The following is a 25,547-nucleotide window of genomic DNA, read 5'->3' on the forward strand; positions in this document are numbered from 1 at the left end:
TCTCGCTTTATCTGTTGACTACTTCCTCTTTCTCCACCTGCATCTTCAGGATATACCTGTTGACTGCGTTGATGTATGCATTTGCCGATGCTTCAATGACATCCTGTGCCGTACCGCGTCCGTTGACCGTCTCCCCTTCAACAGCCAACTGTACATGTGATTCCGCAAGGGCATCCTTCCCGCCGCCGACCGAATTGATCTGATAGTCAAGCAGCTTCTGATCGTAGTCGATCAGTTCGGAAATCGTGCGGTACAGAGCTTCGACACTGCCATTCCCTGTAGCAGCGGTCTGGACCGTCTCCCCTTCCGGAGTGTTGAGCGCCACTGTCGCAGTCGTGATGTTCTGTGTTCCATAATTGACCTGGAATGTCTCGAGCGTATACTTGTTCATCGCGGACTGGTCGGTCTTGACTTCCATGATCAGCGTATAGATATCGTCATCCGTCACTTCCCGTTTGTGGTCGGTAAGCATCTTGAAGTTCTTGAAGGCCGCCTTGATTTCATCATCCGTCATTTCTACGCCAAAGGCCTTGACCTTATCCTTGAAGGCGTGACGTCCGGAGTGTTTGCCCATGAACAGTGTATTGGATGAAACACCCACGAGTTCCGGCGTGATGATTTCATATGTCTCCGCATTCTTCAGGACCCCATCCTGATGGATCCCGGATTCATGTGCGTATGCATTGCGGCCGACGATCGCCTTGTTCGCCTGCACGTACATACCGGTCAGTTTCGCCACAAGATCGCTGGAACGTTTGATCTCATTGAGTTTGAGTCCAGTTTCGTAACTGTAGCGGTCACTGCGTATCTTCAATGCGATGGCCACTTCCTCAAGCGCCACGTTGCCTGCACGTTCGCCGATGCCGTTGATCGTGCCTTCAACCTGGGTCGCACCATTTTCAATGGCTGCGATCGTATTGGCTGCCGCCATCCCTAGGTCGTTGTGGCAGTGGCATGAGAGGTCGACACGATCGATGTTCGGAACATTTTCCTTCATATACTTGAACATGTTTCCATATTCATCAGGCGTCGTATAGCCGACCGTATCCGGAAGGTTCACGACCGTTGCTCCAGCTTCGATGACCTGTTCGATCACCTGGGCCAGGAAAGGCCACTCGGAACGTGTCGCATCTTCTGCGGACCATTCCACTTCCTCGAACTTTTCCTTGGCGTACTTCACCATATCCACCGACTGCTGGATCACCTGTTCCGGTGTCATCTTCAGCTTGTATGTCATGTGGATCGGGGAGGTTGCCAGGAATATATGGATTCTTGGGTGCGGTGTATTCTTCAAAGCCTCATAGGCACGATCGATATCCTCTACTCTCGTCCGGGCAAGTGCTGTAACTGAAACATCCTTGATAGTGTCCGCAATCAGCTTGACTGCCTGGAAGTCACCTTCGGAGGCGGCTGGAAATCCTGCCTCCATGACATCCACGCCAAGACGTTCAAGCTGCTTTGCGATTTCAAGTTTCTCCATCTTATTCAGATTCACGCCTGGGGACTGCTCCCCATCCCGAAGGGTCGTATCAAATATCCTAATTCGTGACATGGACTTTCCCTTCTTTCTTTTTATCATTGACAGGCTGCTTGACGAATGGCATCAGATCACGCAGGTCCTGTCCGACTTTTGTAATCGGGTGGTTGTATTCGTTGTTGTTGATTGCATTGAATTGTGGACGTCCAGCCTGGTTTTCAAGGATCCATCCTTTGGCGAACTGTCCATTCTGGATTTCAGTCAGTACATCTTTCATGCGTGCTTTCGTTTCATCATTTACAACGCGTGGTCCGGATACGAAGTCACCCCACTGTGCAGTGTCGGAGATGGAATATCTCATGTTCTCCATGCCGCCTTCATACATGAGGTCTACGATGAGCTTCATTTCATGCAGGCACTCGAAGTATGCCACTTCCGGCTGATAGCCTGCTTCAGTCAATGTTTCGAATCCTGCTTTCACAAGGCTTGTCAGTCCGCCGCACAATACAGCCTGCTCTCCGAAGAGGTCCGTTTCCGTCTCTTCCTGGAATGAAGTCTCAAGTACGCCTGCCCTTGCAGCACCGATGCCTGCAGCATATGCCATCGCCACATCCGTCGCTTTCCCGGTGACATCCTGGAAGATTCCGTATAGTGCAGGTACGCCGGCTTCCTCTTCGTATGTTCTCCTTACGAGGTGGCCAGGTCCTTTTGGAGCGACGAGGAATACATCGATGTCTTCTCTTGGCACCACCTGGTTGAAGTGGATGTTGAATCCGTGGGCGAAAGCGAGGGCACTGTTCGGCTTCATGTTGTCCTTGATGCTTTCTTCATATACTTTCGGCTGGTTCTCATCCGGCAGCAGTACCATCGTGACATCCGCTTCTGCAACTGCATCGGCAACTGCCTTCACTTCGAAGCCATCCTCTTTGGCCTTGTCCTGGGATTTGCCTGGTCTGAGTCCGACTACGACCTCGTATCCACTGTCGCGCAGGTTCTGGGCATGTGCGTGGCCTTGGGAACCATAGCCGACGATTGCGATTTTCTTTCCTTGGAGCGCCTCTTTGTTGATGTCTTTGTCATAGAATACTTTAGTCATTATAATCTTCCTCTCATTTGTGTGAATTGATTTTTTTGGTTTTTGGTTTTTAATGCTAAACGCTCAGTGTAAACTCCTGAATCTGCCTGGGCTGCTTTCCTCTTGGGAAAGCAGTCACCCCTGTCCGTGTCATGTCTTTGATGCCGTAGGGCTGGAGCAGATCGATGAGTGCCTCGATCTTATCCGGCTTCCCTGTCACTTCTATTACCAGGCTGTCCCTCGATACATCGAGGACCCGGGCCCTGAAGGGCTCGATGACCCCCTGGATTTCCGCCCGGGAAGCGCTTGTACTGCCCACTTTGATCAGTGCAAGCTCCCTCTGGACGATCGCCTTTTCGGTGATGTCGTTCACCTTCAGCACATCGATCTGCTTGTTCAGCTGTTTTGTCAGCTGTTCGATCTTGTTCTCATCAGGTATCTCCACTACGAATGTCATTTTGGATATGCCTTCTATTTCAGTTGTACCGACTGTGATGCTTTCTATATTGAAAGCCCGTTTCGAGAGCATGCCGGTGATTCTGTTCAGCACGCCGCTCGAATTCTGTACGGTGGCTGTAATTATTCTTCGCATTGTTTCACCCCTATCATTTCATGGTTTCCCTTGCCCGGAGCAACCATCGGGTATACTTTGTCGAGCTTCTGTACTCTGGCATCCACAAGCACCGGGCCGTCATGCTGGAAGACTTCCTTGATTACGGAAGGTACATCGGTCTCCTTTGAAACCCGGATGCCCTTGACTCCAAAGCCTTCAGCAAGCTTGATGAAGTCCGGATTCTCGGTCATCAGGGAGGCGGAGTAGCGTTCCTCATAGAAACTTTCCTGCCACTGCCTCACCATGCCGAGCGCTTCGTTGTTGACGATGATGACTTTGATCGGCAGGTTGTGCTGCTTGATGACCGCCATCTCCTGCATTGTCATCTGGAAGCCGCCGTCTCCGACGATGGCCACCACCGTCTCTTCCGGACGGCCGAGCTGGGCTCCGATGGCTGCCGGAAGGCCGAAGCCCATCGTGCCGAGTCCACCGGATGTCACCCATTTATGCGGTGAATTGAACTGGTAGAACTGTGCTGCCCACATCTGGTGCTGGCCGACGTCCGTAGCAACGATCGCATGGCCGTCCGTTTCACGGTGGACCGATTCGATCAGCCACTGGGGTGAGATCAGGTCATCGGAACGTTCGAACCAGAATGGGTATTCCTTCTTATTGTTCATCGTCTCCTCGCTCCAGCGGGAGTGATCGGTGCATTCGATGTCGATATCGAGCAGTGCATTCAACGCTTCCTTTGCATCCCCGACGACCGGAATTTTCGTTTCGATGTTCTTTCCGATTTCAGCCGGATCGATATCGATGTGTGCGACTGTCGCTTCAGGCGCAAAATGCTGGATGGCACCCGTCAGCCGATCATCGAACCGTGCACCGATGTTGATCAGAAGGTCCGCTTCGTAGAGGGCCATGTTCGCACTGTAGGAACCATGCATCCCGGCCATTCCAAGTGCCTGTTCATGATTGCCCGGGAAGCTGCCGAGTCCAAGCAGGGTCGTTGTGACCGGAAGCTCGAACCTTTCCGCGAAAGCCTTGAGCTCAACTGAAGCATCTGCAAAATGGACACCAGCGCCGGCAAGAAGTACCGGTTTCTTCGCCTGTGCAAGTGCTTCAGCAAGCCTTCTGATCTGCAGCGGGTTCGGCTTGATCGTCGGCTGGTACCCTGGGAGATGGAAGGATGTATCGAATGTCTTATCCGTGATCTCCTGGGCGATGTTCTTCGGAATGTCGACGACCACCGGCCCCGGACGGCCCGTCGTAGCGATGTGGAACGCTTCCTTCGTTATCCTTGGAAGATCCTTGATGTCCGTAACCTGATAATTATGCTTTGTTATCGGAGTTGTCAGGCCGATTACATCCGCTTCCTGGAAAGCATCGGAACCGATGACTGCTGTGGATACCTGGCCGGTGAAGATGACGACCGGCAGTGAATCCATCATTGCATCAGTGATGCCCGTAATCAGGTTGGTTGCACCCGGTCCTGAAGTGGCAATGACGACACCCGGTTTGCCCGTCACCCTTGCGTAGCCTTCCGCAGCATGGATGAGACCCTGTTCGTGTCTGCATAGTATATGCTGAAACGGTGCTTCCGCCCGGTATAGTGCATCGTAGATCGGCAGCACGGCACCGCCAGGGTAGCCGAATACTGTTTCAACATTCTCTTCAACAAGTGACTGGACGAAAAGGTCAGCCCCAGTTCGCAGTTTCTGTTCAACTGGTTGTGTGTGCGTTTCAGTTTGTGTTTTCATTACCACTTACCTCCTTATGGATCTTGAGCAAGATACACTTCATTTACTTTTTGTTATAAAAAAATAGCCCTTTCTTCCCACGTTCTGCTCCCAGTCGGACTGCGAGCATGTCATGGGGCGAAAAGAGCTATTTCACGGTACCACCCAGTTTTACATCCTTCTCACGAAGAATGCCTTATGGACTTGTAGAAAGTCCGTTTTGGTAACGGGTGGCATGCACCCGGCCGAGCCTACTCAACTTTTCAGTCCGGCACTCAGGGTCGAGATAGAAGAAAGTGTCGATCCCGGTTTCCAGCACCCCGGGTCTCTGGTAATCGACTTGCCTTTCCTCTACGTTCCCATCGTCGTTTTTCATGGATTTATATTTATCTGACATTTCTGATATGTGATATTGAAAGTAATCTTATAACGTTTGGAGGAAGAAATCAACCACCTGTCGGGAAATAATTTTAAATTATCAAACATTTCAGAAAATGTAACCGTTTACAATGCCTACATGACAGTATTCCACGAATTTAAATATTTTTTCTGATTTTTTGTATTTCAGCATTCATATCAGTTCCGAATAAAAAAATGCACGGCATGGATATGCCGTGCATGTCTACTCTATTTGGTCAGGTAATCCGTCACTGCACCTTCGGAGGAGCATGTGACATTATGTGCATATTTGCCGAGCACACCTTTTCTGTAGAGCGGTGGCGCTTCCCACTCGCTGCGGCGTCTGTCCATCTCTTCCTCCGATACTTCACAGGAAATCTCCTTCTTGGTGGAATCGATCGTCACCATGTCACCCTCCTTGAGGAAAGCGATTGGCCCCCCGCTTTGTGCTTCGGGCGAGATATGTCCGACGACAAGTCCATGCGTTCCGCCTGAGAAACGGCCATCCGTGAGCAGTGCAACCTTCTCACCGAGGCCCTTGCCGACAAGAAGGCTCGAAATGGAGAGCATTTCCGGCATACCCGGTCCGCCCTTCGGTCCGACATAGCGGATCACGAGGACATCCCCCTCATTGATCTCGTTGGCCAGTACGGCATCGGATGCTTCCTTCTCATTGTCGAATACTCTGGCTGGTCCCACGTGACGGGCGACCTTCACACCTGAAACTTTCGCCACTGCGCCTGTCGGTGACAGGTTTCCTTTCAGGACGATGAGTGGACCATCTGCACGTTTCGGGTTGTCGAATGGCATGATCACATCCTGACCTTCCACAAGGTCATCCACTTCTTCAAGGTTTTCTGCTACCGTCTTGCCCGTCACCGTCATGCAGTCTCCATGCAGGTAACCTTCCCTGTGCAGCATCTTCATGACACCCTGGACACCGCCGGCTTTATAGAGGTCCTGCATGACATAGCGCCCGCTTGGCTTAAGGTCGGCCAGATGCGGCACCTTCTCCTGGATGCGGTTGAAGTCGTCGATGGTGAGATCCACTTCAGCCGCGTGCGCGATGGCAAGGAGGTGCAGGATGGCGTTCGTCGATCCGCCCAGCGCCATGACGACAGTGATCGCATTTTCAAATGCCTTCTCCGTCATAATGTCCTTCGGATAGATGCCCTCCTCGAGCAGTTTGTAGACAGCTTCGCCTGCAGCTTTGACGTCTTCCGCCTTCTCCTTCGATTCAGCCGGGTTGGATGCACTGCCGGGCAGGCTCAGTCCGAGCGCCTCCATCGCCGATGCCATGGTGTTCGCAGTATACATGCCGCCGCATGCTCCTGCGCCAGGACATGCATTGCATTCGATCTGATTCAGTTCCTTCTCATCGATCTCTCCGGCATTCAGTTTGCCGACGCCTTCAAACACGCTGACAAGGTCGATGTCACGACCTCTGTGCTGTCCGGGTGCAATGGTGCCGCCATAGACGAATACTGCCGGAACTTCTGCATTCGCAATTGCGATGGCACAGCCCGGGATGTTCTTGTCACATGCACCGATCGCTACAAGTCCATCCAGGTTCTCGGCCCCTACGACCGTTTCGATGGAGTCTGCGATGAGGTCGCGTGACGGCAGGGAATAGCGCATGCCCTGTGTACCCATGGAGATCCCGTCGGATACTGTGATCGTATTGAACTGGAGCGGCACGCCGCCCGCTTCCCTCGCTCCAGCCTTCGCTTCCAGAGCAAGGTCGTTCAGGTGGATGTTGCATGGCGTCACCTCAGCCCAAGTGCTGGCGATGCCGATCTGCGGCTTTGTGAAACTTTCATCCGTCAGTCCGACCGCACGGAGCATTGCCCTGTTCGGTGCCTTTACATCACTTTCCGTATATACTTTACTCTTGATCCTTAAATCTTTTTCAGTTTTTCCTTCTGTTGACATTTAAAAACCACCCTTCATGATTATGACCCATTATACACGTACTTCTTCATTTTTGACCGTTTCCGCTTCTTTTTCGTTTCCCCGATATTTGCTCATCCACGTAGCAGCCATGGATCCGGAAATATTATGCCATACGCTGAAGAGTGCAGCAGGCACGGCTGAGAGCGGAGAAAAGTGCGCTGCAGACAATGCTGCTGCAAGCCCTGAATTCTGCATTCCGACTTCGATTGATACCGTCTTCTGGTCGGCAAGGTCGAACTTGAGCACTTTGGCCAGACCGAACCCGACGAGGTAACCGAGCACATTGTGCAGTATGACCACACCGAATATCAGCAGGCCGGACTGCATGATCGCTTCCGTATTGTTTGAGACGACCGCTGCGACAACGCCGACGATGCCCACTACTGAGATGAGCGGCAGTATGGAGATGCCTTTCTCAACATGGTCACCGAGCAGCATGCGCACAGCCAGACCAAGCGCAATCGGAACCAGGACGATCTGTATGATCGAGATGAAGAGGTCCATGAAAGAGACCGGCAGCCACGCACTTGCAAGCAGCAGGGTAAGCGCAGGCGTCAGAATTGGAGCCAGGACCGTCGAAACCGCTGTTGCGGTTACGGACAGTGCCGTATTACCTTTTGCCAGGAAAGTCATGACGTTTGATGACGTCCCTCCTGGTGTGCACCCGACCAGGATGACACCGACCGCAATTTCAGGCGGCAGCTGGAACAGTACGACCAGCCCGAGTGCCAGAAGCGGCATGATGGTGTACTGTGACAGCACTACGATGAATACCGTCTTCGGTGCTTTCAGTACCCTTTTGAAGTCCGTAAGCTTGAGCGTCAGGCCCATGCCGAACATGATGATGCCGAGGAGCAGGTTTATGTATGGTGCAATCCATGTAAATCCTCCCGGGAGTACAAATGACAGGATCGCAAAAATGATGACCCATATGCCGAACGTACTTCCGATGAATTGACTCAGCCTTGCCAAAGCATTCATTGAATATTCCCTCCTTATTGGATAAAGCTTGAAACTATAGAAAGTATCTTAACAGATAAAGATGTAATATCCTAGAGGTTTTATTAAAATTTTTAGAATCTTTGAAATTATATTTTTACCTTATAATGCTGCATCCATTGATGCATTTGAATGAAAACGATTACACTTTTTGACACGAAACAGCCCCCGGCTTTTTGAGCCGGGGGCATATATTCTTCATTCAATTACAGGGTGTCATTGTTGCGGCGGTTGACATTGTCCCTGCGTTCCCTTGTTGCGCCGTAATCATAATCCTCTCCACGACGGTCAGCGAGATCGCCGCCTCGTGTGTTACTGTCGACATCGTCCCTTTCGGCTCCGATGCCGCCACGGCGCGCATACTCTTCTTCTGTGACCGGTTCAGTCGTCTCCTGGGAATCGATGTTGTGGTCGACGTAACGGTCGTCCTCCCGTCCAACATACTCGCCTTTACTGTCTGACTGCGAGTCGCTGGCGACGACACCGGAACGGCCGTCCCTGCCATAATCATCGAGGCTTCGGAATGTACGTGTCTGTTCAAGATCATCATCACCGGTACGCTCCCGCTCATCTATTTCGTCTGCGTAGCGCTGTTTTTGACGATCATCTTCATACCTTCTGACGGGATCGTCTCCACGGCGGTTCACCTGATTGTCTTCCAGGTCCCTCTCCATGTCGCGGCGTCGATCATATGCTCCATCGTCATCTGATGCCCTGCGCCTGTCATCCTGCACTCCGTCTTTTCTACGCGCATCTGTATCCCTTCTGCCTTCAAGTGGTTCCATATCGTCATCATGGGTGATGACACGATCTTTTCTGACGAACAGAAGGATCGCTGCAATGACGAAGAACAGTGGAATCAGTCCAGTAATGACAAATGCGATCATCGGAGCAGTCAGGATTCCTGCAATGAGCAGAAGGAATCCGGCGAGTATTCTGCGGCGCATCGTCAGCAGGCCAAAGAGGCCGAGGATCAATGGAATGGCGAGGTAAAGCGCCACAATCCAGACGTTATTCAGCCACCCGACGACCATGTTCGCAACTTCTCCAGGTGCTGCCCCAAGATCCTGACCCTGCTGGGCGATATTCTGGAATTCCGTCTCGAGCTGCTGCCTTACATTATCTACAAATGCAGCGTCATTCATGGTGACGAGTGAAAAGAATAGAATTAGTGCAGTAATCGCGAGCAGGCCGAGCCAGGCCAGCCATCCGAAAATCTTTTCAGCAATCCGGCTGACAGGTTCTACTGTTTGTGTGTAATTTTTTCTAGCCATGTTAACCTCCCAGATATTATGTCTTCATTTTGAATAATACCCTACCGTCGATATTTTAATCAACTCTGAGCGGTATATATGCCTAATGGATCATGTCACCCGAACGCTTCGGACACCTTCCGGATGACCATGACATTTTCAGACCGTTGCCGTTTTATCCTGTTACATTGGAAAAGAAAAAGCCTGTCCCCAATCGGGAACAGGCCTCGTGGGTGGATTTATATTCTGATGACATCGTCCTCGTCTGCATCTTTGAGCAGCTTGACCGCTGCATATGATTCAAGACCGCTGTTTGATTTGAACTCCTTGAAAACCGTCTTTTCCTCGGCCTTCCCTGGAACGACCGACTTGAACTTCCGGTACTTTTCATCAAGTTCCGCAGCAGTAACTCCTTCATCGTGAGCTTTTTCAACTGCTTCGAAAAATGCGACGACATCGATGATTTCATCTGTAGTCCACTCGACATCTATCGGGTAGCTGTATTCTTCCATATTCAGACTCCTATCTGCCAATATAATAAAAAAGGGCGCCCGGATGGGCACCCATGATCAGTCCTATTACATAGTGTGGATCGGTTTGCCGAGCACAACGTCTGCCGCTTCCATTGGAATTTCTCCAAGTGTCGGGTGGGCGTGGATTGTGAGGGCGATGTCTTCCGCAGTCATGCCGGTCTCCACTGCAAGACCAAGTTCAGCGATGATGTCGGAAGCTCCGGTACCTGCAACCTGGGCACCAAGAAGCAGACCGTCTTCTTTACGCGAAACCAGCTTGACGAAACCATCTGTTTCATTAAGACCCAGTGCACGGCCGTTGGCTGCGAATGGGAATTTTCCTGTCTTCACTTCGAATCCGGCTTCTTTGGCACTTGCTTCATTGTGGCCGACAGTAGCAAGCTCAGGCTCCGTGAAGCATACAGCCGGCATGCCGAGGTAGTCGACTTCGGACTTCTCTCCGGAGATGGCTTCCGCCGCAACTTTGGCTTCGTAGCTTGCTTTGTGCGCAAGTGGAAGACCTGGGACGATGTCGCCGATCGCAAAGATGTTCTTGATGGAAGTCCTGGACTGCTTGTCCACTTCAACGATGCCTTTATCCGTCATTTTGATTCCGAGCTCTTCAAGACCGAGTTCATCTGTGTTTGGACGGCGGCCGACTGTGACGAGCACGTAGTCCGCTTCGATCTCCTTCGTCTCGCCTTTGACTTCATAAGTCACCTTGACACCGTTCTCGGTCTCTTCGGCTTCTTTGGCCATCGCCTCAGTTTCGATCTTCACGCCTTTTTTCTTGAGGTTCTTCTTGACGAGCTGCGTCATCTGCTTTTCGAATCCGCCGAGGATGTCTTTTGCACCTTCAAGAATCGTCACTTCAGTACCGAAGTTCGCATAGGCTGTACCAAGCTCGGAACCGATGTAGCCGCCGCCGATTACGACGAGCTTTTCAGGTTTCTCCTCAAGTGCAAGCGCACCTGTGGAATCCAGTACACGCTCACCGAATTTGAAGCCTGGAATTTCGATTGGACGGGAACCTGTAGCGATGATCGCATTTTTGAACTCGTAGGTCTGGGACTGCTTTTCGTCCATGACTTTCATTTTGTTTTCATCGACGAAGTATGCTTCGCCTTTGACGATTTCAACCTTGTTACCTTTAAGCAGGCCTTCTACACCGCCGGTCAGCTTTTTGACTACGCTTTCCTTGAAGGATTGCACTTTTGAGAAATCAAGTTTGACATCTTCGGTGATGACACCCATATCTTCGGAATGCTGGGCCTGGTGGAAACGGTGTGAAGAAGAGATCAGAGCCTTGGAAGGAATACATCCAACGTTCAGACATACACCACCAAGAACATTCTTCTCGACGATCGTCACTTTCTGGCCGAGCTGTGCTGCGCGGATTGCTGCAACATAGCCTCCTGGGCCTGCGCCAACTACAATTGTGTCAGTTTCAATAGGAAAATCTCCAACTACCATCTGTAATTATCCCTCCATTAATAGTAATTCTGGATTGTTAAGCAAACGTTTAACATGGTTCAGGGCATTCTGTGCTGTCATACCATCAATCTGTCTGTGATCATAGCTGAGTGAAAGTGCAAGCACTGGTGCTGCAACGATTTCTCCATCTCTTACAATGGCCTTCTGTTCGATGCGGCCAATGCCGAGAATTGCAACTTCCGGCTGGTTGATGACAGGAGTGAACCACTGTCCACCTGCTGAACCAAGGTTTGAGATCGTCATGGATCCGCCCTTCATCTCTTCACCGGACAGCTTGCCATCACGTGCCTTCACAGCAAGATTGTTGATTTCATCGGAGATTTCAAACATGGATTTCTTGTCTGCATGCTTAACGACAGGCACGACAAGTCCGCGTTCCGTATCCGCAGCAATACCAACATTATAATAATGTTTCTGGATAACTTCAAATGTTTCATTATCGATTGAAGTGTTGAACTCAGGATATTTCTTGAGCATGGACACGAGTGCCTTCACGACATATGGGAGGAATGTGAGCTTGACGCCCTGCTCCTCTGCCACACCTTTGAATTTCTTCCTGTGGTCCCATAGGGCCTGTACTTCAATTTCATCGAGGTGCGTCACGTGAGGGGATGTCTGCTTGGAGTTCACCATTGCCTTCGCAATCGCTTTTCTCATGCCGCTCATCTTCTCGCGCGTCTCAGGGAACTCGCCTTCAGGCGCAGCCTGTTTCTCCTGCTTGCCTTCAGCCTGCTCTTCCTGTGCTTCGGATGCTTCCGCTTCCTCTTCGGAATCCGCGGATGTCTGGTCACCGTTCATGAATGCTTCTACATCCTCTTTCAGAACCCGGCCGTTTTTGCCGCTGCCTGATACTTCAGTGATGTCGACATCATTGTCGCGTGCGAACTTGCGTACGGATGGCATCGCGATGACGCGTCCACCGGATTTCTCTTCGCCGGAATCCTTGTCGTCCGTTTCCTCTTCAGAGGATTCCTCTTTTGTCTCTTCTTCTTTTTCTTCTTTTTTATCGGAAGATTCCTTTTTCTCTTCTTTCTTGTCCTCTTCCTTCTCTTCTTTCTCCTCTTTTTCCGGTTCTTCTTCACCGGAATCTTCGGAGCCGTCGTCGATCGTCACGATCGTCTCGCCGACGGTCGTTACTGTACCCTCTTCAACATGCAGTTTCTTGATTGTGCCGTCCACTGGGGATGGGATCTCAACAACCGCCTTGTCGTTCTGAACTTCCGCGAGTACATCGTCTTCCTTGATTTCATCGCCTTCTCCTATGAACCACTTGACGATTTCACCTTCATGGATACCTTCACCGATATCCGGCAGTTTGAATTCAAATGCCACAGTATTTCCTCCTCTGCTGATTAAAAGTCCAAGACTTGTTTTGCACGCTCGACGATGTCTTCCTTATTCGGGAGCCATACGCCTTCTGCCTGTGTGAATGGATACACTGTATCCGGTGCCGTTACACGCATGATCGGTGCTTCCAGGCTCAGTATCGCACGCTCGGAAAGTTCTGCAGCGACATTTGCTGCAACACCCGCCTGGCGCTGTGCTTCCTGGATCACCACCGCACGGTTCGTCTTCTCTACGGATTCGACAAGTGTTTCGTAGTCGATCGGGGAGACTGTACGCAGGTCGACGACTTCTGCAGAGATGTCTTCTTCTGCAAGTGTATCCGCAGCCTTGATCGCCTCCTGCACCATTGCACCGTAGGCGATCAGTGTGATGTCATCACCCTCGCGCTTCACATCAGCTTTGCCGATTTCCACCGTATAGTCCTCTTCAGGCACTTCTTCGCGGAATGAACGGTAGAGCTTCATGTGCTCGAGGAAGATGACCGGATCGTTCGAACGGATCGCCTGGATGAGCAGCCCCTTCGCGTCCACCGGATTGGAAGGGATGACCACTTTCAGACCCGGTGTCTGGGCCATCAGGCCTTCGAGGGAGTCAGCGTGGAGTTCCGGCGTGTGTACGCCGCCGCCGAATGGCGCGCGGATAACGACCGGCATTTCCTTGCTCGCCCCTGAACGGTGCCTGTGGCGCGCAATCTGGCCGGCGATACCGTCCATCGCCTCGAATACGAAGCCGAAAAATTGGATTTCGACAACTGGACGGAATCCTTCAAGTGTGAGGCCGAGCCCCATTGAAGCAAGTCCACTTTCGGCAAGGGGCGTATCGAAGACGCGCGCTTCGCCAAATTCTTTCTGCAGGCCTTCTGTTGCCCGGAATACCCCACCGTTTACGCCGACGTCTTCACCGAAGACGAGAACGTTCTCATCATTTCTGAGTTCAGTGGCCATCGCATCAGTGATTGCCTGGATCATTGTCATCTGTGCCATTGATTATTTCGACTCCTTTTCTTTGTAGACTTCATACTGCTCTTCCAGATTGGATGGCATTTCGTCGTACATGAGTTCCATCAGTTGTGTAACTGTCTGCTTTTCAGTATTGTCTGCTTCTTTTATCGCTTTCTTGACATCTTCCTTGGCCTGCTCCATCACTTCGTTCTCCTTCTCTTCGTTCCAGAGGTCCTTCTCTTCAAGGAACTTGCGGAAACGTACGAGGGGATCCTTCTTCTCCCAGTCGGAATCCTCATCGGAAGTCCTGTAACGGGTCGGGTCGTCCCCGGCCATCGTGTGCGGTCCGAAGCGGTAGCAGAGCATTTCGATGACTGTCGGTCCATCTCCTGCCACTGCACGGTCACGTGCATCCTTCGTCACCTTATATACTGCGAGCGGATCCATGCCGTCCACGAGCACACTCGGTACGCCTGAAGCTACACCCTTTTGTGCAAGTGTCTTCGCAGCCGTCTGCAGTTCACGCGGCGTGGAAATCGCATAGTTGTTGTTCTGGATGACGAAGATTGCCGGCGCCTTGTAGGCACTTGCAAAGTTGATGCCTTCATAGAAGTCGCCCTGGGATGTACCACCGTCACCTGTGTATGTGATCGCTACAGCATCCTTGCCACGCTTCTTGATTCCGAGCGCCACACCGGCAGTCTGTACATACTGCGCGCCGATGATGATCTGAGGGCTGAGGGCGTTGACGCCTTCAGGGAACTGGTTCCCTTTGAAGTGTCCTCTTGAGAAGAGGAATGCCTGGGTCAGCGGAAGGCCGTGCCAGATCAGCTGGGGCACGTCACGGTAGCCCGGCAGGATGTAGTCCTCCCCTTCAAGTGCGTATTGGCTGCCAAGCTGGGAAGCTTCCTGCCCTGCCGTCGGCGCATAGAAGCCGAGGCGTCCCTGGCGGTTGAGGGAGATTGAACGCTGGTCGAGCACCCGTGTCCATACCATACGTTCCATGAGTTCCACCAGATCTTCATCCGAGAGGTCAGGCATGTAGTCTTCATTCACTATCTTGCCGTCCTGGTCCAAAATCTGAAACATTTCAAATTTGCTTTCGATCTCTTCAAGTGTCTTGACCGGATCGAAGCTCTTTTTCTTCGGTGCCATAAACAGTTCACCATACCTTTCAAATTTTCATTTATCATCAGTTATCTTACCATATGCTGTTATAATAGTAAATAAAACCGGACTGTAACAGAGGCTTCAAAACCCCTTTAAATCAACGTTCACTGTACTAAAACAGTAATATCTGTTATATAATACAGCGCTTCCATCACTTATGATTCGATCAGCGACTCGATCTCCTGTTTGATCTGGTTCACATTCTCGGTCTGCTCGCTGAACGTCTGTGCATCCTCCTGCACCTGCTGGTACTCTTCGTCCAGGTTGTTCAGCCTTTCGTCGACTTCATCCTGGGAAATGTCCTCGTCACCAAGATATTCGAATATATCCCTTTCACTTTCAAGGACCGTCTTGTAGCTGCCGATCATGTCTCCATGCTCATTGTATCTCTGGTCCATCGCGTCCACCAGCGACTGTGCCTTATCGCGGTTGGACTCATTCGATATCTCGCTGATGTACTGTTCCGATGCTTCCATGCGGCTCCGGCTTTCACCCATGATGGCTATTTCCTCATCGAGCTGGGCAATTCTGGCATCAGCATTTTCGACCAGCTGTCCGCTGATTTCAGTCAGCTCATCCCTGGTGGCGGATTCTAGGGACTGCTGGAGTTCCGCCTTTTCGGCTTCCAGCTCGTCAAACGTCGCTGTCACATCCTCTATCTCCTTTTCCACCTCGACGGTCTCTTGAAACGCATTATAAAAATCCAATAGCTCATCTTCGTCCGATGAGCATCCAGCAATCACTACTGAAAAAATCAGCAGGCTCCCTATCATTTTCTTCATTTCCCTACCTCCGATAATTTTTTTGAGTCTATATGTTTGAGAAATTCACGTTCCCCTGAGTATTATAGTATAATAAATAATAGTATAGATAAAACAGGAGGGTTTATTTTGTTGACAATGAAAGATATCGTACGGGACCCCGATCCGATGCTCCGGACGAAAGTCGCGGAAGTCGAAGATATAGATGAAGAGACGGTCTCGGAGCTCAAGGAGATGAGGGAATATCTCGTCAATTCACAGGATCCCGAAGCCTCTGAGAAGTACGGCCTCCGTCCCGGCGTCGGCCTTGCAGCACCACAGGTCGGCCTCAATAAGCGCATGCTCGCCATCTATATGGAAGGTGACGAAGGGGAGGTCCTCCATGATTACATGCTGATCAACCCGAAGGTGAAAAGCCATTCGGTGACCGAGACCTATCTCCCGGGCGGTGAAGGCTGCCTCAGCGTCGATGAGGAGATCCCGGGCCTCGTGCACCGCTACCAGAGGATAAGGGTCACTGCCACAGACATCCACGGCGAACCGGTGGAAGTGAAGGCGAAGGGCATGCTTGCAGTCGTGCTGCAGCATGAACTCGACCACCTCGATGGCATCATGTTCTATGACCGCATCGACGATGAACTGCCGATGGAGCCGAAGAATGGAGCTACTCCTGTAGAATAGAGATGAAGCGGCTCGATCGAGCCGCTTCTTTTTTCTGCAGTGGATGCGGTCAGATGAATTCATCCCGCCTCTCCCTGAATGGTACATTGTTTTCATACAGCTTGTCCTTAAGTCCCGCGAACGTTTCATGGTCCATGATCTCCGGGTCGTGGTCATGGCGCTTCTTGTGCACATCCTCGACCGTTTCATGCGCATCATAGATGTAGTTCATGACCACCATGTCCGGATGGATGTTGAACTCCACCATCGTCATATTCCTATCCTGGCGCTCCATCTCGAGGAGCACCCCTTCCAGTATACGCTTGTCCTTCATCTCTCTCCCCCCATTCCCCACCATTATAAAGTCTTTGCATGTCTTCCGTCTATAATGTAAAATAAACTTAAGCTGATAAGGGATGTGGTCTTATTGCTCAAACGGTTGAGAAAAAGGCTGAAGCAGAGGCTTGGACGCATTCTCGGTAGGAAAGGGTTGCTGAACAACGAATTCATGAAGAGGGACTGACCCACCCTCTTTCCTGTGCTGCTTCTTACAGCGCACATTTTTTTAATGGTTTGGAAATCATGCATATAAAAGCAAAAGGAGAATATATTAAATGGCAGTATTCAAAGTTTTTTTCCAGGAAGCACTGGATAGCCGCATCATCCGTGAGGACACCCTCACACGCTATTACGAAGCGGAATCCGAAACGGAAGTCCGCAGCATTTTAAGCGATTCATCATACAATATCGAATTCGTACAGGAATTGAGTCCCTCACACCTGGAATACGAAAAAGAGCATAACGAAGATTTCAAGGTTGAAAACGCCTGATGGGACTTGAAAACGGAGAAGTAGGCGTTTTTGCCCTCGGGGGACTCGGGGAAATCGGCAAGAACACCTATTGTATCGAATATAAAGACGAGATCATTATGATTGACGCAGGCATCAAATTTCCGGATGATGAACAGCTTGGCATCGACTATGTCATTCCGGACTACACCTATCTCAAGGAGAACAAGGAACGGATCAGCGCACTGATCATCACCCACGGCCACGAGGACCACATCGGCGGCATTCCTTTCCTGCTCAAGGAAATCAATGTTCCAATCTATTCCGGTCCGCTTGCGCTCGGCCTGATCCGCAACAAGCTCGAGGAACACCACCTTCTGCGTACTGCAGAGCTCAACCCGATCAAGGAGGACACGGTGCTCAAGTTCAAGCATATGTCCGTCGAGTTCTACCTCACCACCCACTCCATCCCGGAGGCATATGGTGTGATCGTACGGACGCCGGAAGGCAACATCGTCCACACGGGCGACTTCAAATTCGACTTCACACCGGTCGGAGAACCTGCAAACATCGCCAAGATGGCAGCACTCGGGGAAGAAGGCGTACTCTGCCTCCTGTCCGATTCGACGAACGCGACTGTACCGAACTTCACGATCAGTGAAAAGGAAGTCGGCCAGAATGTCGAGGACATATTCAGGAAATGCAGCGGCCGCATCATCTTCGCCACATTCGCTTCCAACATCTATCGTGTGCAGCAGGCGATCGACGCTGCGATAAAATTCGACCGCAAGATCTGCATATTCGGACGCAGCATGGAAAACAACATCAAGATCGGCCTTGAACTCGGCTACATCAAAGCACCGCCTGAGACATTCATCGAACCGAAGATGATCAACAGCATCGAAAAGCACAAGGTCATGATGCTGTGTACGGGATCCCAGGGCGAGCCGATGGCAGCCCTCTCGCGGATTGCCAACGGTACACACCGTCAGATCAGCATCATCCCGGACGACACCGTCGTCTTCAGTTCATCTCCGATTCCGGGCAACACGCTCAGCATCAACCGTACGATCAATGCATTGTACAAGGCCGGCGCAGATGTGATACACGGCAAACTGTCGAACATCCACACATCCGGCCACGGTTCCCAGGAAGAGCAGAAACTGATGCTCCGCCTGATGCGTCCGAAGTACTTCATGCCGATCCACGGCGAGTACCGTATGCTGCACCTCCACAAGGAGCTTGCAGTGAACACCGGGATGGATCCAGACAACATCTTCCTCATGGAGATCGGTGATGTGCTGGCACTGAAGCGTGACAGCGCAAGGCACAGCCATAGAGTGCCTGCCGGCACCGTCTTCGTCGACGGCATCGGCATCGGCGATATCGGCAACATCGTCCTCCGGGACAGGAAGGACCTCTCCGAGGAAGGTCTTGCGATCGTCGTCGTTTCCATCGACTTCGAGACGAAGACGCTGCTCAGCGGTCCTGACATCATATCGCGCGGGTTCGTATACATGCGTGAATCCTACGGTCTCATCCGCAGTGCAGAGAAGAAGATCAAGGGAGATGTCATCAACCTCCTGAATACGAAGGAAAATGTAGAATGGTACCACGTAAAACAGCTCATCATCGAAGAGCTGAGCAACCATCTATACCGCAAGACACACAGGAAACCAATGATCCTACCGACGATCATGAGAGTCGATCAGCAGAAATAAAAAAGAACATCCGGCGCTGCCGGATGTTCTTTTTTTATCGGGTCAATGACTTTTCAAAGCGTGTCAGATCATCATCGTTGCCGATCATGATGAGTATATCCTCCTTCTGGATATTGACCGTCGGATCGGGGCTGACGATGATGTCCTCACCCCGTTTGATCGCAATGACGCTGACTCCGTACTCTGCCCGTATATCGAGGTCGAGCAGCGACTGGTCCGAGAGCTTCTCCTCGGCCATGATCTCGACGATCGAATGTTCATCGGACAGTTCCAGATAATCAAGCACCGAACTCGAGGCGAGCTTATGGGCGACCCTGCGTCCCATATCCCGCTCCGGATGGATGACGACATCGGCGCCGATCTTCTCAAGCACGCGTGCATGGTAGTCATTCTGGGCCTTTACGCTTACCTTCTTGACACCAAGGTCCTTGAGCAGCAGTGTCGTCAGTATGCTCGACTGGATGTTGTCGCCGATCGCCACGATGACATTGTCGAAGTTGCCGAGGCCGAGGTCCTTCAGCACCGTTTCGTCAGTCGTATCGCCGATGACGGCCTGGGTTGCGATGTCTATGAACTCATTGACGCGGTTCTCATCCACGTCGACCGCCAGAACATCCATTTCAAGCACCCTGAGTTCACGGACGATGCTCCCCCCGAACCGGCCGAGCCCGATGACTGCATAATCTTTATTCATCTTATCACCTGTCCATCCTCAATGTTAGTACTTGCTGTTGTCCTTTCCCTGTACATACTCCTTGTCGAACAGGAACAGTCTCATGAGAAGGACAAGACTTGGCACCAATAATAGTAAACCTAAAATGAAGACGACTGTCAAACTGAAAGCCATGCTCTCATTGACGACGGCCGTATTGATGTCCACATACGGATACAGGATGTAGGGCAGCTTGCTGATGCCGTATCCGTAGAAGGCAAAGGCAAACTGAAGCATGATCATGATGAATGCAAGTCCGAATGCGCGCTTCCTCCAAATCAGGAAGACTGCAATGCCCATTGAAGCGAGGCTCAGCCCGAACAGGTACCAGTAATCCTGGGCACGGATGAAGTGTTCATAGTTGTGTTCCCGGAGCCCCAGGAAGACGAACTGCGAAATGAACAGCATCGGCAGCGTCCATATGAGGAACCATCTGCGCACAAGGTGCAGTGCCTGCGAATCCTTGGCCCGCGCCGCATAGAATGTCAGGAAGCCGCTGGAGACATAGAGGACGGTGATGATGGCCAGGAATACGACCGACCATCCATAGGTGCTGAACAGCAGTTCCTCGAGCTGCAGCTGGATGCCATCCCCCTCCTCGATGATATAGCCTCCCTCCGATATGACAAGGGCTATGGAAAGCGAGGCTGGTATCAGCAGGCCTGTGCCTCCGTAGAGGAATGTCCAGGACAGTTTCGGCTCCTTGTTGTAGGAGTTGAAGGCATAGTAGCTGCCGCGTATCGCAAGCAGTATCAGCGCGATGCTTCCGGGAATCAGCAGTGTCGTCCCATAGTAGTATGCCGTATCCGGATAGAAACCGACGATGCCGACGAAGAAGAAGACGAAGAAGACGTTCGTCACTTCCCATACTGGACTCAAATAGCGTTGGATGATCGGGCTGATGACGTTATCGTCCCCTGTGAGCTTCGAGTAGAAGTTGAAGAAGCCGGCACCGAAGTCGATCGATGCCACGATGATATATCCGTAAAGGAATGTCCACAGCACGGTCACCCCGATGATTTCATAGTTCATGGCAGCCGACCTCCTTTGTAGTCCTCCCCGTACATCTTAAGGCGTTCCGTATCGGCACTTTTGCCCTGGAACATCCTGAGCAGTACGTAGATGCATGTGACGCCGAGCACTGCATAGAGCAGTACGAATGCAATCAGGGTCAGACCGAGGCCGTCGGCGTTGGTCACAGCCTCAGACACCCGCATATAGCCGCGCAGGATCCACGGCTGGCGGCCCATTTCTGCCAGGAACCAGCCGGATTCTATTGCCGCCATCGATAACGGACCGGTCAGTACATAGGCATAGAGGAGCGCCGGATGGTGTTCATCGAACTTCGAGAACTTCGCCAGGAAGTAGATGAGGGCCACGGTCAGCCCGTACATCCCGAAGAACACCATCATGTCGAAGAAGTAGTGGATGATCAGCGGCGGCTGTTCATCCTCCGGTATGTCGTTCAGGCCGGTCACCTCGGTATCGAAGGAATTGCCGGCGAGGAAACTGAGCACACTCGGTATCTTGAGCGCGTAGCTGACCTCCTGGGTCTCCTCATCGAGGACCCCGAAAAGGATCAGATCCGCATTGTCTTCGGTCTCAAAGTGCCACTCCATCGCCGCCAGCTTTTCAGGCTGATGCTCATGCAGGAATTTTGCCGAAAAGTCTCCGGCGAGCACTGTCAGGGAAGCCATGACCAGGCCGAGCACCATCATGACTTTGAGCCCCTTCTTATGATATTCCCTGTCCTCCTTGAACTTGGAACGGAGCAGCTTGAAGGCACCTATCGAAGCGATGATGAATACCGCCGTCATGTATGCCGTGACTACGACGTGGAATATCCTTACCCAGCTGGAGGGGTTGAACATAGCTGCAAGCGGATCCACATTGACCAGAGCGCCATCCACAAGATCGAACCCTGCCGGCGTGTTCATGAACGAGTTGACTGTCGTGATGAACACGGCGGACAAAGTCGAACCGATGACGATCGGTATGTTGAGCAGCCAGTGGTGCCATGGGTTTTTGAAGCGGTCCCATGTATACAGGAAGATGCCGAGGAATATCGCCTCGAAGAAGAAGGCGAATGTTTCCATGAACAGCGGCAGCGCGATGATCTGTCCGCCGAGCCGCATGAAGTCCGGCCATATCAGGGAGAGCTGGAGACCGATGATGGTCCCGGTCACGACGCCGACGGCGACAGTCACCGTATATCCTTTCGCTATCCTTCTTGCCATGGTCAAGTACATGGCATCCTTATTCTGCAGTCCCAGAAATTCCAGAACCATGAAGACAATCGGTATGCCGACACCGATCGTCGCAAAAATTATATGAAATCCCAAAGTGGATGCAGTCAGTACACGACCAATGATTACCTCATCCATTCGATCACCTCTCAATTAATGTATCCTGAATATAAGACGGATTGTCCCTCTATGGCATTCAAGATCATGATGAATTCATGACAATTTTGTGAAATAATTATCATTCTCATTTTATTATTCTACCGTATCATGCCCTGAATTACAATTATTTAAACTGGTGATCCGTCCTCCTTGACCCTAAGGTGGAACAGTATCCCGATCACAATCATGACGATGAGGCTCGTGATCGCCATGCGGGATGCCAGCACTCCATAATCCGCCAGTATCAGTGTGATCGAACCATATATGAAGGGACCTATGACAGCACTCATTTTTGCGCTGAAGGCGAACAGACCGAAGAACTGCCCTTCTTTTCCTTCTGGGGAAAGTTCTATGATCATCGTCCGGCTCACCACCCAAGTCGATCCCATCGCAACGCCGAAGAGCGAAGCCGCGATCCAGAAAGTCCACATCGGCAGCGGTATGGCCGCTATCGCCACCGCGACCGCCAGCAGCACGGCGATGATTACGAAAGTGCGCTTCGAACCGAATCCCCTATTGATGAAGCTGAATACGATCGCCCCGATGATGCTGAACAGTGTCGCCACCATGAAGATGATGAGGAAGGTACCCGGCTCGAACCCGACGACCGTCGTGGCATAGGGCTGCATCATCGCGATTGCAGTAGCCAGGGCGTCGTTGACGAAGAAATAAGCGATCATGAAATAGAATATGGATGGATACTCCCGTGCTTCGACGAATGTCCTATAGATGTCCCGGTACCCTTTCAGAAAAGCCTGCTTCGGCTTCTGTGCTCTTGGCGGGTCCCTATTGATGAGGAACAGCGGCAGCGCAAAGATGAGGAAGAGCAGCCCGGACAGCCAGAATGTATGATGCACCGCCCCGTCCCCGATGATCAGGAGAACCGAGAAGATGCCGAACAGGGTGCCCATATACCCCAGCGCAACCCCATAGCCCGAAATGAGGGGAATCTCCTTTTTATTGCCTAAACTCGAGAGCATGGCATCATAGAAGACATTGCCCGAGTTGAAGGCGAACTTTGCGGCGACGAAGAACAGTATGGTCAATACAAGTCCGTTCGGCAGTCCGAACCACCTTGCTGTGTCCATGCCGCCGAACATCCCCATGCCTACAGAGACGGTGACACACAGCAGTGTAAATAGGATGACATACCGCCTGCGCCTGCCGGTCCGGTCCATCGTCACCCCATAGAGGGGAGCGAATGCGATCAGCAGTATCGCCGCCACGGCATTCGCATAGGCGATGATGGTGGATGCTATCTGTTCGAGCCGCGGGTTGGTCCCCACCATCTCGGTAATATACTGGGGGAAGAACAGGGTGACGATGTTGGCGCTGAATATGGTGTTGGCAAAATCATAGAGTGCGAAAGCAAGAATCGGCAGCGTAAGATAGAGTTCCATCGGACGGCGCACAGTTTCCTTCATCATCTGATCCTCCTCAGCCCTTTTCTGCAATCATGACGGCAAAAAACACGCACGGATGCATCCGTGCGTGTGATGTTTCTATATCCTGCCTGTATATTCCTCAACCAGTGCAAGCACTTCTTCCGAATCCTTGCATTCGATTGCGGATGCGGCCAGACGTTCCATATCCGTCTTCTTGAGTTGGGAAATCTGCTTGCGTGCCTTCAATACTGAAGATGCGCTCATGGAGAACTCATCGAGTCCGAGCCCAAGAAGCAGTGGCACAGCCTGTTCATCGCCGGCCATCTCTCCGCACATACCGGCCCATTTGCCTTCCTTGTGAGCTGCATCAATGACCATCTTGATGAGTCTGAGAAGTGCAGGATGGTGCGGCTGGTACAGATAGCTTACGGACTCGTTCATCCGGTCTGCAGCCATCGTGTACTGGATCAGGTCATTCGTTCCGATGGAGAAGAAGTCCACCACTTTCGCAAACTGGTCTGCGAGGATTGCCGCTGAAGGGATTTCGACCATGATACCGACTTCGATATCCTCTTTGATCTTCTCACCTTCATCGACGAGCTTGTCCTTCTCTTCGATCAGCAGTGCTTTCGCACGGTTGAATTCATCTATCGTCGCAATCATCGGGAACATGATCTTCAGGTTGCCATGCTGGCTCGCACGGAGCAGTGCACGCAGCTGTGTCCTGAACAGATCCGGGTTATCTAGCGTCATGCGCACGGCGCGGTGGCCGAGGAAAGGATTCATTTCCTTCGGCAGATCCAGGTAAGGCAGTTCCTTGTCTCCGCCGACATCCAGTGTACGTACGACGACCGGCTTGTCATCCATATCCTTAAGCACCTTCTTGTAGGCTTCGTACTGTTCCTCTTCAGTCGGCAGCTCATTCCTGCCCATATAGAGGAACTCGGTACGGTAGAGGCCGATGCCTTCGGCGCCGTTCGATTTCACGCCGTCCAGGTCGTCCGGCGTACCGATGTTCGCAGCGAGCTCCACAGCGATGCCGTCCATCGTTTCGGATGGTTCATCTACAAGCTTCTGCAGTTCCGCCTTCTCTTCTTGTACACGTGCTTCCTTGTCCTTATAGACCAGGACTTCCTCTTCAGTCGGATTGACGATGACTTCCCCTGCGCTGCCATCCACGATGATATCATCGCCGACTTTCGCAACAGCCGTTATCTCCTTCGTTCCGACGACAGCCGGTATCTCGAGGGAACGGGACATGATTGCAGAGTGGGACGTACGTCCGCCCACATTCGTCACAAAACCTTTGACGAAATTCTTATCCAGCTGGGCTGTGTCCGAAGGCGTCAGATCTTCTGCAACAATCACAACAGGTGTATCGATCTTACTCGGGTCAGGCAGTTCCTTTCCGAGCATATGGGCGAGGACGCGCTTGGATACATCTTTGATATCCGCCGCCCGTTCCTTCATGTATTCATTCTCCATATTCTCGAAGATTGCAACGAACTGGTCACGCGTTTCCAGAAGTGCCTGAGGCGCACTCTTCTGGTCGTTGCGGATATGGGCTTCAATCGGTCCGAGGAACTCCGGATCATCGAGCACAAGCAGGTGTGCGTCGAATATCGCGGCATGCTCCGGGCCGACAGCCTCTTCCGCATGATTCCTGATTTTGGTGATTTCCACTTTGGATTGGTTGAAAGCAGCCTTGAAACGTTCAACCTCGGCATTTTCCTGGCCGGGTTCAATCTGTTTGCCGTCAAATGACAAATCAGGCTCTTCCAGGGAGTATACAGGTGCAATCGCTACACCGTCACTCGCACCAATTCCTTTCAGCATGTTTGACATCAGTCGGTCAGTCCTTCTTTGGAGAGAGTTTCAGTAATCGCTTCGATTGCCTCAGTTTCATCTTTGCCTTCCGCGTAGACTGTCACTTCGGAATCCTTGCCTACACCAAGTGACATGACGCCCATGATGGATTTGAGATTCACTTTCTTGCTGTTGTATTCAAGCTGGATGTCGGAATCGAATTTGGATGCTGTCTGTACCAGAATTGTAGCTGGCCTTGCGTGAATTCCTGTTTCGTCTGTAATGAGATAAGATTTTTGTTCCATTGCGTTAGTCTCCTTTAGAATGCGTTATAAGTTTACATGATAGACATACATGGTTAGCTTCATTGTACCACGTATAATTGCGATATTCTAAT

23 protein-coding genes are annotated in these 25,547 nt (G+C 51.5%); 3 read left to right on the forward strand and 20 right to left on the reverse strand.

All coding sequences use genetic code 11. The features are described 5' to 3' along the window. Nucleotides 1-7 precede the first annotated feature (7 nt). From EDC33_RS04145 to EDC33_RS04205, 13 genes are all read right to left on the reverse strand, one after another. A complete protein-coding gene (locus tag EDC33_RS04145; protein WP_124010252.1) occupies nt 8-1,552 on the reverse strand; it encodes a 2-isopropylmalate synthase in 1,545 nt (514 codons plus the stop codon). Next, nucleotides 1,539-2,573: a ketol-acid reductoisomerase gene (gene ilvC, locus EDC33_RS04150; protein ID WP_124010253.1), complete on the reverse strand. Its 1,035-nt coding sequence runs from the start codon at nt 2,571-2,573 to the stop codon at nt 1,539-1,541. The genes EDC33_RS04145 and ilvC overlap by 14 nt, the downstream gene beginning before the upstream one ends. Nucleotides 2,574-2,628: 55 nt before the next feature. Beyond that, nucleotides 2,629-3,144 carry an acetolactate synthase small subunit gene (ilvN, locus tag EDC33_RS04155; RefSeq protein WP_040107009.1) on the reverse strand — a complete coding sequence of 172 codons (516 nt, stop codon included), beginning with the start codon at nt 3,142-3,144 and terminating at the stop codon, nt 2,629-2,631. Further along, complete coding sequence (gene ilvB, locus EDC33_RS04160; RefSeq protein WP_094905886.1) at nt 3,132-4,865, reverse strand: biosynthetic-type acetolactate synthase large subunit; 1,734 nt, start codon at nt 4,863-4,865, stop codon at nt 3,132-3,134. Before ilvB ends, ilvN begins: the two co-directional genes overlap by 13 nt. A gap of 606 nt (nt 4,866-5,471) precedes the next feature. Continuing rightward, the gene (gene ilvD / locus EDC33_RS04165; RefSeq protein WP_094905887.1) at nt 5,472-7,175 is read right to left on the reverse strand and encodes a dihydroxy-acid dehydratase; all 1,704 of its coding nucleotides are present in this window, start codon (nt 7,173-7,175) and stop codon (nt 5,472-5,474) included. 30 nt (nt 7,176-7,205) lie between these two features. Then, the gene (locus tag EDC33_RS04170) at nt 7,206-8,177 is read right to left on the reverse strand and encodes a bile acid:sodium symporter family protein (RefSeq protein WP_094905888.1); all 972 of its coding nucleotides are present in this window, start codon (nt 8,175-8,177) and stop codon (nt 7,206-7,208) included. A gap of 224 nt (nt 8,178-8,401) precedes the next feature. Further along, nucleotides 8,402-9,469: a DUF4064 domain-containing protein gene (locus tag EDC33_RS04175; RefSeq protein ID WP_124010254.1), complete on the reverse strand. Its 1,068-nt coding sequence runs from the start codon at nt 9,467-9,469 to the stop codon at nt 8,402-8,404. 218 nt (nt 9,470-9,687) lie between these two features. Beyond that, complete coding sequence (locus EDC33_RS04180; RefSeq protein WP_094905890.1) at nt 9,688-9,960, reverse strand: UPF0223 family protein; 273 nt, start codon at nt 9,958-9,960, stop codon at nt 9,688-9,690. Between the two features lie 66 nt (nt 9,961-10,026). Continuing rightward, entirely contained in the window at nt 10,027-11,433 is a 1,407-nt protein-coding gene (gene lpdA, locus EDC33_RS04185; protein ID WP_124010255.1) for a dihydrolipoyl dehydrogenase, read from the reverse strand. A gap of 6 nt (nt 11,434-11,439) precedes the next feature. After that, entirely contained in the window at nt 11,440-12,786 is a 1,347-nt protein-coding gene (locus EDC33_RS04190) for a dihydrolipoamide acetyltransferase family protein (RefSeq protein ID WP_124010256.1), read from the reverse strand. Nucleotides 12,787-12,806: 20 nt separating this feature from the next. Then, nucleotides 12,807-13,784, reverse strand: coding sequence for an alpha-ketoacid dehydrogenase subunit beta (locus tag EDC33_RS04195; RefSeq protein WP_040107001.1), 978 nt, complete (start codon nt 13,782-13,784; stop codon nt 12,807-12,809). A 3-nt stretch (nt 13,785-13,787) separates the two neighbouring features. After that, on the reverse strand, nt 13,788-14,897 hold the full coding sequence (gene pdhA, locus EDC33_RS04200; RefSeq protein WP_040107000.1) for a pyruvate dehydrogenase (acetyl-transferring) E1 component subunit alpha: 1,110 nt from the start codon (nt 14,895-14,897) through the stop codon (nt 13,788-13,790). A 170-nt stretch (nt 14,898-15,067) separates the two neighbouring features. Then, nucleotides 15,068-15,694: a YkyA family protein gene (locus tag EDC33_RS04205; protein ID WP_124010257.1), complete on the reverse strand. Its 627-nt coding sequence runs from the start codon at nt 15,692-15,694 to the stop codon at nt 15,068-15,070. 108 nt (nt 15,695-15,802) lie between these two features. Here EDC33_RS04205 and def point away from each other — a divergent pair, with 108 nt between their 5' ends. Continuing rightward, nucleotides 15,803-16,354, forward strand: coding sequence for a peptide deformylase (gene def, locus EDC33_RS04210; protein WP_040106998.1), 552 nt, complete (start codon nt 15,803-15,805; stop codon nt 16,352-16,354). A gap of 49 nt (nt 16,355-16,403) precedes the next feature. Here def and EDC33_RS04215 read toward each other — a convergent pair whose 3' ends face one another. Beyond that, complete coding sequence (locus tag EDC33_RS04215) at nt 16,404-16,667, reverse strand: hypothetical protein (protein WP_124010258.1); 264 nt, start codon at nt 16,665-16,667, stop codon at nt 16,404-16,406. Nucleotides 16,668-16,947: 280 nt separating this feature from the next. On the opposite strand from EDC33_RS04215, the gene EDC33_RS04220 reads away from it, so the two are divergent. Both EDC33_RS04220 and rnjA read left to right on the forward strand, forming a co-directional pair. After that, nucleotides 16,948-17,163 carry a DNA-dependent RNA polymerase subunit epsilon gene (locus EDC33_RS04220; protein WP_040106996.1) on the forward strand — a complete coding sequence of 72 codons (216 nt, stop codon included), beginning with the start codon at nt 16,948-16,950 and terminating at the stop codon, nt 17,161-17,163. Further along, the gene (gene rnjA, locus EDC33_RS04225) at nt 17,163-18,842 is read left to right on the forward strand and encodes a ribonuclease J1 (RefSeq protein WP_040106995.1); all 1,680 of its coding nucleotides are present in this window, start codon (nt 17,163-17,165) and stop codon (nt 18,840-18,842) included. Before EDC33_RS04220 ends, rnjA begins: the two co-directional genes overlap by 1 nt. A gap of 34 nt (nt 18,843-18,876) precedes the next feature. On the opposite strand, the gene EDC33_RS04230 is transcribed toward rnjA, so the two are convergent. From EDC33_RS04230 to EDC33_RS04255, 6 genes are all read right to left on the reverse strand, one after another. Beyond that, nucleotides 18,877-19,536: a potassium channel family protein gene (locus tag EDC33_RS04230; RefSeq protein WP_040106922.1), complete on the reverse strand. Its 660-nt coding sequence runs from the start codon at nt 19,534-19,536 to the stop codon at nt 18,877-18,879. A gap of 24 nt (nt 19,537-19,560) precedes the next feature. Then, the gene (locus EDC33_RS04235; RefSeq protein ID WP_124010259.1) at nt 19,561-20,586 is read right to left on the reverse strand and encodes a cytochrome d ubiquinol oxidase subunit II; all 1,026 of its coding nucleotides are present in this window, start codon (nt 20,584-20,586) and stop codon (nt 19,561-19,563) included. Then, the gene (locus EDC33_RS04240) at nt 20,583-21,938 is read right to left on the reverse strand and encodes a cytochrome ubiquinol oxidase subunit I (RefSeq protein ID WP_124010260.1); all 1,356 of its coding nucleotides are present in this window, start codon (nt 21,936-21,938) and stop codon (nt 20,583-20,585) included. The genes EDC33_RS04235 and EDC33_RS04240 overlap by 4 nt, the downstream gene beginning before the upstream one ends. Before the next feature lie 149 nt (nt 21,939-22,087). Continuing rightward, entirely contained in the window at nt 22,088-23,383 is a 1,296-nt protein-coding gene (locus EDC33_RS04245; protein WP_124010646.1) for an MFS transporter, read from the reverse strand. 78 nt (nt 23,384-23,461) lie between these two features. Next, nucleotides 23,462-25,189 (reverse strand): phosphoenolpyruvate--protein phosphotransferase, encoded by a 1,728-nt coding sequence (gene ptsP, locus EDC33_RS04250; RefSeq protein WP_124010261.1) that lies wholly within the window; start codon nt 25,187-25,189, stop codon nt 23,462-23,464. Next, the gene (locus EDC33_RS04255) at nt 25,189-25,455 is read right to left on the reverse strand and encodes a phosphocarrier protein HPr (RefSeq protein ID WP_094905896.1); all 267 of its coding nucleotides are present in this window, start codon (nt 25,453-25,455) and stop codon (nt 25,189-25,191) included. The genes ptsP and EDC33_RS04255 overlap by 1 nt, the downstream gene beginning before the upstream one ends. Nucleotides 25,456-25,547 lie beyond the last annotated feature (92 nt).

It is taken from the genome of Salinicoccus roseus (assembly GCF_003814515.1).
Classification (GTDB): domain Bacteria; phylum Bacillota; class Bacilli; order Staphylococcales; family Salinicoccaceae; genus Salinicoccus; species Salinicoccus roseus.

Coding starts and splice junctions, on each gene's coding strand:
- EDC33_RS04145 (WP_124010252.1), bottom strand. CDS start 1,552: ATGTCACGAATTAGGATATTTGATACGACCCTTCGGGATGGGGAGCAG.
- ilvC (WP_124010253.1), bottom strand. CDS start 2,573: ATGACTAAAGTATTCTATGACAAAGACATCAACAAAGAGGCGCTCCAA.
- ilvN (WP_040107009.1), bottom strand. CDS start 3,144: ATGCGAAGAATAATTACAGCCACCGTACAGAATTCGAGCGGCGTGCTG.
- ilvB (WP_094905886.1), bottom strand. CDS start 4,865: ATGAAAACACAAACTGAAACGCACACACAACCAGTTGAACAGAAACTG.
- ilvD (WP_094905887.1), bottom strand. CDS start 7,175: ATGTCAACAGAAGGAAAAACTGAAAAAGATTTAAGGATCAAGAGTAAA.
- EDC33_RS04170 (WP_094905888.1), bottom strand. CDS start 8,177: ATGAATGCTTTGGCAAGGCTGAGTCAATTCATCGGAAGTACGTTCGGC.
- EDC33_RS04175 (WP_124010254.1), bottom strand. CDS start 9,469: ATGGCTAGAAAAAATTACACACAAACAGTAGAACCTGTCAGCCGGATT.
- EDC33_RS04180 (WP_094905890.1), bottom strand. CDS start 9,960: ATGGAAGAATACAGCTACCCGATAGATGTCGAGTGGACTACAGATGAA.
- lpdA (WP_124010255.1), bottom strand. CDS start 11,433: ATGGTAGTTGGAGATTTTCCTATTGAAACTGACACAATTGTAGTTGGC.
- EDC33_RS04195 (WP_040107001.1), bottom strand. CDS start 13,784: ATGGCACAGATGACAATGATCCAGGCAATCACTGATGCGATGGCCACT.
- pdhA (WP_040107000.1), bottom strand. CDS start 14,897: ATGGCACCGAAGAAAAAGAGCTTCGATCCGGTCAAGACACTTGAAGAG.
- EDC33_RS04205 (WP_124010257.1), bottom strand. CDS start 15,694: ATGAAGAAAATGATAGGGAGCCTGCTGATTTTTTCAGTAGTGATTGCT.
- EDC33_RS04215 (WP_124010258.1), bottom strand. CDS start 16,667: ATGAAGGACAAGCGTATACTGGAAGGGGTGCTCCTCGAGATGGAGCGC.
- EDC33_RS04220 (WP_040106996.1), top strand. CDS start 16,948: ATGGCAGTATTCAAAGTTTTTTTCCAGGAAGCACTGGATAGCCGCATC.
- rnjA (WP_040106995.1), top strand. CDS start 17,163: ATGGGACTTGAAAACGGAGAAGTAGGCGTTTTTGCCCTCGGGGGACTC.
- EDC33_RS04230 (WP_040106922.1), bottom strand. CDS start 19,536: ATGAATAAAGATTATGCAGTCATCGGGCTCGGCCGGTTCGGGGGGAGC.
- EDC33_RS04235 (WP_124010259.1), bottom strand. CDS start 20,586: ATGAACTATGAAATCATCGGGGTGACCGTGCTGTGGACATTCCTTTAC.
- EDC33_RS04240 (WP_124010260.1), bottom strand. CDS start 21,938: ATGGATGAGGTAATCATTGGTCGTGTACTGACTGCATCCACTTTGGGA.
- EDC33_RS04245 (WP_124010646.1), bottom strand. CDS start 23,383: ATGAAGGAAACTGTGCGCCGTCCGATGGAACTCTATCTTACGCTGCCG.
- ptsP (WP_124010261.1), bottom strand. CDS start 25,189: ATGTCAAACATGCTGAAAGGAATTGGTGCGAGTGACGGTGTAGCGATT.
- EDC33_RS04255 (WP_094905896.1), bottom strand. CDS start 25,455: ATGGAACAAAAATCTTATCTCATTACAGACGAAACAGGAATTCACGCA.